This is a genomic window from Synechococcus sp. R3-13 (assembly GCF_047462195.1).
GTDB lineage: Bacteria > Cyanobacteriota > Cyanobacteriia > Thermostichales > Thermostichaceae > Thermostichus.
Genome location: NZ_JANSIO010000283.1, coordinates 1 through 7,042, shown reverse-complemented (window position 1 = coordinate 7,042; position 7,042 = coordinate 1). Strand labels below are relative to the sequence as shown.

The 7,042-nt window shown below is 54.1% G+C and carries 7 protein-coding genes and 1 pseudogene; 2 read left to right on the top strand and 6 right to left on the bottom strand.

The window, feature by feature from the left end; translation table 11 throughout:
• From NW856_RS08955 to NW856_RS08930, 6 genes and pseudogenes are all read right to left on the bottom strand, one after another.
• Window positions 1-560: pseudogene (locus tag NW856_RS08955) on the bottom strand (hypothetical protein); the annotation flags it as partial.
• A 129-nt stretch (window positions 561-689) separates the two neighbouring features.
• Entirely contained in the window at window positions 690-905 is a 216-nt protein-coding gene (locus NW856_RS08950) for a hypothetical protein (protein ID WP_414329987.1), read from the bottom strand.
• A 46-nt stretch (window positions 906-951) separates the two neighbouring features.
• Window positions 952-2,958 carry an argonaute PAZ domain-containing protein gene (locus NW856_RS08945; RefSeq protein ID WP_414399882.1) on the bottom strand — a complete coding sequence of 669 codons (2,007 nt, stop codon included), beginning with the start codon at window positions 2,956-2,958 and terminating at the stop codon, window positions 952-954.
• 232 nt (window positions 2,959-3,190) lie between these two features.
• Window positions 3,191-3,667: a hypothetical protein gene (locus NW856_RS08940; RefSeq protein ID WP_414399881.1), complete on the bottom strand. Its 477-nt coding sequence runs from the start codon at window positions 3,665-3,667 to the stop codon at window positions 3,191-3,193.
• A 58-nt stretch (window positions 3,668-3,725) separates the two neighbouring features.
• On the bottom strand, window positions 3,726-4,775 hold the full coding sequence (locus NW856_RS08935) for a hypothetical protein (protein ID WP_414399880.1): 1,050 nt from the start codon (window positions 4,773-4,775) through the stop codon (window positions 3,726-3,728).
• A 267-nt stretch (window positions 4,776-5,042) separates the two neighbouring features.
• The gene (locus NW856_RS08930) at window positions 5,043-5,654 is read right to left on the bottom strand and encodes a chromophore lyase CpcT/CpeT (protein ID WP_414399879.1); all 612 of its coding nucleotides are present in this window, start codon (window positions 5,652-5,654) and stop codon (window positions 5,043-5,045) included.
• A 306-nt stretch (window positions 5,655-5,960) separates the two neighbouring features.
• On the opposite strand from NW856_RS08930, the gene NW856_RS08925 reads away from it, so the two are divergent.
• Both NW856_RS08925 and NW856_RS08920 read left to right on the top strand, forming a co-directional pair.
• Window positions 5,961-6,110 carry a hypothetical protein gene (locus NW856_RS08925; protein WP_414399878.1) on the top strand — a complete coding sequence of 50 codons (150 nt, stop codon included), beginning with the start codon at window positions 5,961-5,963 and terminating at the stop codon, window positions 6,108-6,110.
• A gap of 236 nt (window positions 6,111-6,346) precedes the next feature.
• On the top strand, window positions 6,347-6,865 hold the full coding sequence (locus NW856_RS08920; protein WP_011434282.1) for a phycocyanin subunit beta: 519 nt from the start codon (window positions 6,347-6,349) through the stop codon (window positions 6,863-6,865).
• The last annotated feature ends 177 nt before the right edge of the window (window positions 6,866-7,042 follow it).

The window sequence follows — 7,042 nt, the reverse complement described above, 5'->3', positions numbered from 1 at the left end:
AACTGGCCCTCCTGAATGGGTTCTAGGCGCAAATGCTGGACAGGGGATCCTGCCAAATCCACCCGTTCTGAGGAGAGGACGCGGTAGCGGCTGGGATCCGCCTTCAAGTAAAAGCTCACCGAGGGCAAGAGGGCTTCCGGTCGGCTCACATACACCGAGTACAGCTGCAGCAGATCCGACTGGTTCACCACTTCCAATTGGCGCGAATCCAAGAGGCGGATGCGATCCCCTTCGGCTACCCAAGCCTGCCAACTGCCGTCGCGGCGGTAGAGCACATCCAACGTGGCTGTGAAGGTTTGGGATCCCTCCACCCGCACCTGCTGGCGATATTGCAAGTTGGGCAAAGGGGGCAATTGCTCTAGAGCGGCGTTGTAGCGCTCCAGCCAAGCTTGGGGATCCTGCTTAGGGCTGGCAAGAGAAGAGGGAGCCGATTGGGCCACGGCTGGATCCCCTGACGGCAGACCGACCAGTCCCGTTGCCAGGAACACCACCCCGCCGAGATAGCCCCAGCCTCGAAGGGATCCCTGCCGCTTCCTAAATTGGGAGGGTTCAGGGAACATCAGCTCACCTCGCAACACCGCTCTTGCTGCCCTTCTTGTCGCTGCTTGTGCCCGGATCAGAGCGCTTCCCACACCTGAGAGAAAGCGTTCGGAAGGGATCCCTACTCTCTGCCCGCCGATTGAGTACGCCTATTCAATGGAAATGGATTGGGGGCCGTCGGAGCGACCGGAAGGCGGGGGCTCCTCCACCCTCAGCCCCTGGGACTCCAGCCAACTGCGCAGCGGATCTTGCTTCACATCCAAACGCAGCAGGCCGCTGAGAAAACCGCCACAGAACGGAACAGGATTGCTCAGAAAGGTCTTCCAGACCTCATTCATCTCCACCATAGCCGCAACACCAACCACCCCCCCAATCCTAGCAAGGCCGGCAGGTGGGGATCCCCTCCCTTGGCTAGACGGCAATCAACTTCTCTCGGTTTATGTTCTGCAGCACACTAAAAATGCTGTTGCCAATGCGCTGGAACTCTTTACTGCTTTTGTCGGCAAAGTGCAATACCCAAGGAAGCCTACAGGCTTGAAAACCACTGGCGGGATGAAGCTGGGAGAGATGGTAAGTTTGTATAGCCAGAACTTCCAAAGGAGTGTTGCCGTGTTCATGGACAACTCGCAGCGGTCTTGCGCTGCCAATTGGCACCGAGGACTTCTTAATGGGCTGGCTTGTTACGAGCATAAATGACCTTCGTTCATGGTCAAAAATGACAGTGCCCATTGCAGCATCTTTATATCTGCCTTCTTCTTGAATCCCCATTCTTCCCGCGCCACTTTTGCGCACTCCAACAATATCCACAGCAATCTTTTCTTTTCTTAGTTCCTCAATTGTTTTATCAAATTCGCCTCTTTGAACTAAGCCATCCCTCATCAAAAGAACCTTTCTAGGGTATCGATGAAATTTGTTGTAGAATCTATTGACGAGCTTGGACACGGTTTGATAAATTGCCTCGCCGGAAAAAGTTTCTCCTCTTTGTATATCGGGCAACTCCCAGCCTAAGCTTTGACCATTGGCCAGTACCGCGAAGGCAGAGGTTCCGTAGTAAAGCTCTCGATTCGTCCCCACATCAAAACCAATGGTAAGCTCGGAGCACTCAGGATGATCGAGGGGTTCAAGCAACACGGGTTGCCACGCAGCTTTACACAGAAGTCCTAGTACGACATTTAGAGCTTTGTAGGGGTCAGCTCCAGGAATCATAAACTGAGTTGCTATTCCTGCTCGAAGTGCTTGCAAGCGGATCTTTTGCTTGTGCTCATTAGGCGACAAGGGCATGACAACCAGAACGGTTTTGATCCCTTTGTCGGCCCAGCTTTGCCAAAACCTCTGTTGAGCAAGGTCGCCTTCAGGCAAATCTTGACGGGTTGCGTAAAAGTCTATTTCAACTCTTGCTCCGCTCTTTTTAGCTACTTCAAGTAGGCACTTGCGAACCTCAGTAGGATACTCACGTTTATTATCGTCAAGATTTAGAAGTCCAAACTTTGTCTCGCCAACTCTTGCACATCCTTGGTACCTAACTCTGGCTGGGTTCTCGATTGCTTGATTGTTGCGACCCAGTAGTCTTGGCCTTGGCAGGATATAGCCCTCTATTTTCAGAGGCTGAATTCTCTCTTGAGCAATGGGAGATTTGTAGATTCTTCTTATGATAGTCTCTGCAACTTTTTTAGACCCTTGAAGTCTATATTCTAAACTTTTTCTAGAATGCTCGATGACCGAAGCACTGACTTTTTTACCAGGATTTCTAGCATCTTCTATGCTGGCCAGCATCTCCAAAGTTAAGACAGGCGATAGCCTTCGAGACAGATGGGGAAAACACCCTCGACCTGAAGATACTTCGACTACCCAGGAGCTTTCCACTTCCTCTCTAGGTGCACTGTGCTTCTGCAAATGATACTCCGCTAGACTCATGTTCAGCTCTGGCAATTGAATCTCCCACGGCGACTGTTTGGAAAGGATACCCAGATATTCCCAAGTCTGGCGTTTATCGTATGTATTCTGGACCCACTGGATCGGGACATCTGGATAGTTCTCAAGCCACTCATGCAAGGTCCATGGCGTGTAGAAATGGTACTGAACATCTATCTCTATGTACAGCTCACTGTCCTGGTTGACAACAACATCTATTCTTCTTCCTTCGTGGATTTTCCAACCCTTTCCACAATCAACTTCTTCCTTCTTCCACCAAAGTAAGCTGCCTCCTGATGTTTCAACTTCGGTTTTCCCAGAGTACAAAGATTTGAGACACAGCCGTAGCCTCCTACGCTCAAAGCTTTCGAGGGCATCTTTTTCTTGGACATTGGTGCAGTTTAGAACTCTCTGTCCAATTTCCTCTAGTTCCCCGTCCTTTGTCTTAAGTTTATCGGGGTCAACCTTTTCCCGGGCTATAATGCAGCCCTCTAGAGGAACAGCCACTACACCTAGCTGATTACAAACCCTTGCGAGGGCTTTGTGCTCTTCCCCCGGAGCGGGGAGAGGGTTTGGCTTGCAATGGTATCCGTAGAAGGTGAGATCCTCCTGAGTTAGCCTCTTAACGAAGAAGCGATTAAGAGTAACCTCAACTTTCTTCTGGAGTAAATTCATTGGCAGACTCTAGTTTCAAGTTTCTCTCTAGGATCTCTAGGATAAGCTCTAATTCTCCTGCTCTTCACGAGGGATCTCCAAACAACCCTGGCGGAGCCAAATCTCTGCTGATCGCCTCCGCCTGAAACCGACCGCTCATGCCCACCACCTGCCACTCGGCGCTGCGATTTCCCTGGCGGAAGCGCAGCCGTCGGGCTCGCAACGGCACCACTTCTACAGCTTCTACCAGAAATTGTTGGTATTCGCCCAAATAGTCTCGGTAATCCGGGGGCAAGTCAGCGCTGCTGTTGATTTGAATCCAAAACACCCGTCCTGCTTCGTTGCCATAGGCGCGGATTTGTTCCTGGCCGCGGTATTGCTCCACCCCGCGCAGCCGCTGTCGTCCCACCTGCACAGACTCAGCCCACTCCGGCAAGGGATCCCCTAAGCTGATCGACCAAGCCGGCCCGCTCAGCCCTAGCCAACAGAGCAGCAGTAGCCCCCAAACCCAAGGCCATCTGTGCGGCGTGCTGTTCCCGGTTTTCAAGGCTCGGCCGAACATGGCAAGTTCTTCTCCGCAAGTGATCCCAATGCTTTTGGATGTTGAAAACAACTTCGTCTCAACGTAGGCGAAAGCCGATCCGACCGCCTTCAATATCAAAGGCAACGTCGGCGTTGAAAAACAGCGGCATGCCCAACAGTTGCACTCCTTGGTTGCCGTTAACAAAAATCCGATCCCGGCTGGGCGTAATGGGAAAGCCAACCCGAATGCGGTAGTCAAAAGCCCCCTCCAGCACAGCTCGCCATTCAGCGCCGGGGGGCAAGGTCGAGGTGGAGAAAGGAGCTGCCCCCAACAGCCTGACATTGAGAAAAATGTCGGAAGAACCACTGTCAAAAACGGTGGGGCTGAGGGCATTTTGAATGGAAGTGTTGCTAATGCTGTAGGCCACTTGCAAAGCCTCATCCCGCCAGATGGGTGTGCCATCGGGAAAGCTTCCCACCTGGGGAAACTGCCGGAAATTGAAGCCGACGGTGTTGGCAGCCGTTAGGCCAACCGTGAACAGGCCCTGGGTGGAGTTGAAGCCCCCCGTTTGAATAATGTACCCAGAGCGGAAATTGCCCGGAAGGCGGGTGAGCGGACTAAACAGCTCGCGGTCGGGGCTGCGCTCATCCAAGGACGTGCCTAGGATCCCGGCGAAGGGCCGCCCTTCTCCAAACAAGTTCTCTGAACAACTGGCCACCAGGGCGTCCACACAGGTGATCCGGTCGATCAACTGAATCGTTACCGGCTCTCGACTGGGGATCCCGCCTATGCTGAAGGGGGCGCGGGCCAACACGCCGATAAATTGCGTGCCATCTCCAAACGTCACGGTGGAAGGGATCCCCGTCCGTTCCAGGCCAAAGCGACCTGCCGCCGTCGCTACAATGCGCAAACCTGCCGAGCCCGTATCCAGGAGCAACTCTGCACCGGCTCCGGCCACCCCCACGTTCAAGCCCAGCAGTTTAAAGCGGCTGTTGCCCAGCGTGCGCACCGGCATGGGAATCGACTCGGTTCCCGGTTGAGGTGGGAGAGGGATCAACGCAGGGGGGGAAGCTGCAGATTCCCCCTGGCCAGAACAGCCGGCACCGAGCAGCAGCAAGGTCAAGATCCCAACCAGGGCGATTGCCATTCCCCAAGGGCTGTGCCAAGCCCACCCAGACCGTGGCTCATTCTTTGGGCTTGACCTCACCTGCATTGAACACCCACACTAAGCCGATAAGGAGCGTATCCTGTCTGCAAGCGGCAAAGAACATTCCCATTGCCAGCATGCTCGAACCCGGAAGCATCGCGCGGCAATATTGGATCCCGGCCAAAGACAGTGTACACAAGGCCGACTGAGGGAGAGTGCGCAATACCGTCGTCAACTGTGGGGTTGCAGGGCTGGCTGGGCCGAAGCCTACAGCAGCAGCTCTGCCTGCCAATCGACTACCTTTTGGAAGCGAAAAGCGCCCGCCAGGGCCCCCCAAACCTGTCGGTGGGTGATGGGATCCATCCCTCGGTCATGGCTGCAAAACTCGCTCTCGCTCAGGTGCAAGGTGGTCTGCAGATAAGTGGTTTGGCCGTTGCGCACCACGCAACACCGGCACCCCGGCTCCGTCACGCCGACAAAGAGGGATCCCTGCCTCTTCACCTGCACATCACACCCCTCTAGATAGGCCAGATCGGCAGCCTGCAGTTGACTCAGTTGGTCTGCCCTTTCCCGAGCACAGCCCCGCCACCGCTGCGGCTCCAGAGGGCGGTAGTTGCGAATCACGATCCCAGCGCTTGCCTGAGTCAATTCCACCACCGCCTGCCGATAGGGATCCTCCAAATGGCCGCTGTAGGCTTGCTCCACATAAAAGCCGATCCCGCCCAAAACGTGGGCCGGCAAGGGGCGATAGGCCACCCGGATCTGGGCGAAAAACGGTGGATTTTCCCAGGCTTGCTCTTGGTTGCTGAAGTCTCCTGCCAACCAGCGCGCCATCTGCAGCAGCTCCGGGGAAGGAGTGCGATCCAACCCAATAGGCATAAGCGGGCATCCAGAACTTCTGTAAAAGGTGTGTACCGAAAATCTTAGGGAATCGAAGAGAACCTTCTCAGATTTTGCCCCAACCTCAGGCCCACCCAAGGATTGCAGCAAGTGTTAAATTATGTATCCTTTATGAGAATGTTCGCTCCGATACTGAAAATGGATCCCTTGCAAGCTGCAAAGCCGCGATCGGGGCTGACATCTTTCTTCACGTTGTAAAGCTAGGTCAAGAAACGTTCTCTTTTGTAAAAAACTGCCGCTACGAAAGATAGGGAGCATTGGCCGGGATCCCAGATGGGAAGCAGGTTGGAAACCGATCTAAGACCTTTTGCGCGAGGTAAAGCCGATTTACATTTTTTGATTTCATCGCTTCTTGCCTTCGCGGTAGAAAAAGACTGGAAACAAGGCGAGCCAGCTTCTTCTCGTCTGCCAGTTGAGGTTGCCAGCAGCGGCTGAGGCTTCTTGTCCAAGTCCGATCCCGTAGATGGTGGCCTGGCTCTGGGGGCGAGCTTCGCTTGCTCATCTTGGTTCTATCGGCTTTGATCCCGTCGGCGGTTCTGTGAGTTAAACAGCACCTCTCGGCACTGGGGATCCAAGCGGTGTTGCATTCCTGGCCGGCAGGTGCTCTCTTGTCCGCTGCAGGGAATGTGGATTCATAACCTCTTTTACTTTCGCTAGGGAGATTCAAAACCATGAACGATGTATTTGGCAAAGTTGTTGCCCAAGCTGACTCCAAAGGCGCTTTTTTGGGAGAGAACGAGTTTGCCGCTCTCCAGCAGGTAATTGCCGAGGGGAACAAGCGTTTGGATGCTGTGAACCGCCTCACCAGCAATGCCTCCAAGATCGTGACCGATGCCATCCGTCAGTTGTTCGCCGAGGAGCCCAATTTGAACGCTCCCGGTGGCCCTGCCTACCCCAGTCGTAACGTAGCCGCCTGTATGCGGGACATGGACATTATTCTCCGCTACATCACCTACGCAGTGGCAGCCGGAGATGCCAGTGTGCTGAACGAGCGCTGCCTGAACGGCCTGCGGGAAACCTATCAAGCCTTGGGCACCCCCGGCAGCTCGGTGGCCAACGGCATCCAAAAGATGAAAAAGGCTGCAGTGGCGGTGGTAAACGACCCCAACGGCATCACCCGGGGGGACTGCAGCGCTCTGATTGCCGAAATCGAATCCTACTTCGATCGCGCTGCTGCCGCTGTGGTTTGATCCCTTGTGGACTGAAGTTTCTGTTGTGTCCGGATCCAGTTGTGAAGACCTCTCTGGGATCTAAGACAACTCGGGTTGGCAGGGGATCCCTGGAAAAGCAACTTTTTTTGCAGCGATTTTGCAGTTGAGACTTTGAATCTTTTGCTTTGTTTTTTGCATTGAGCTTGAGTTAAGTAA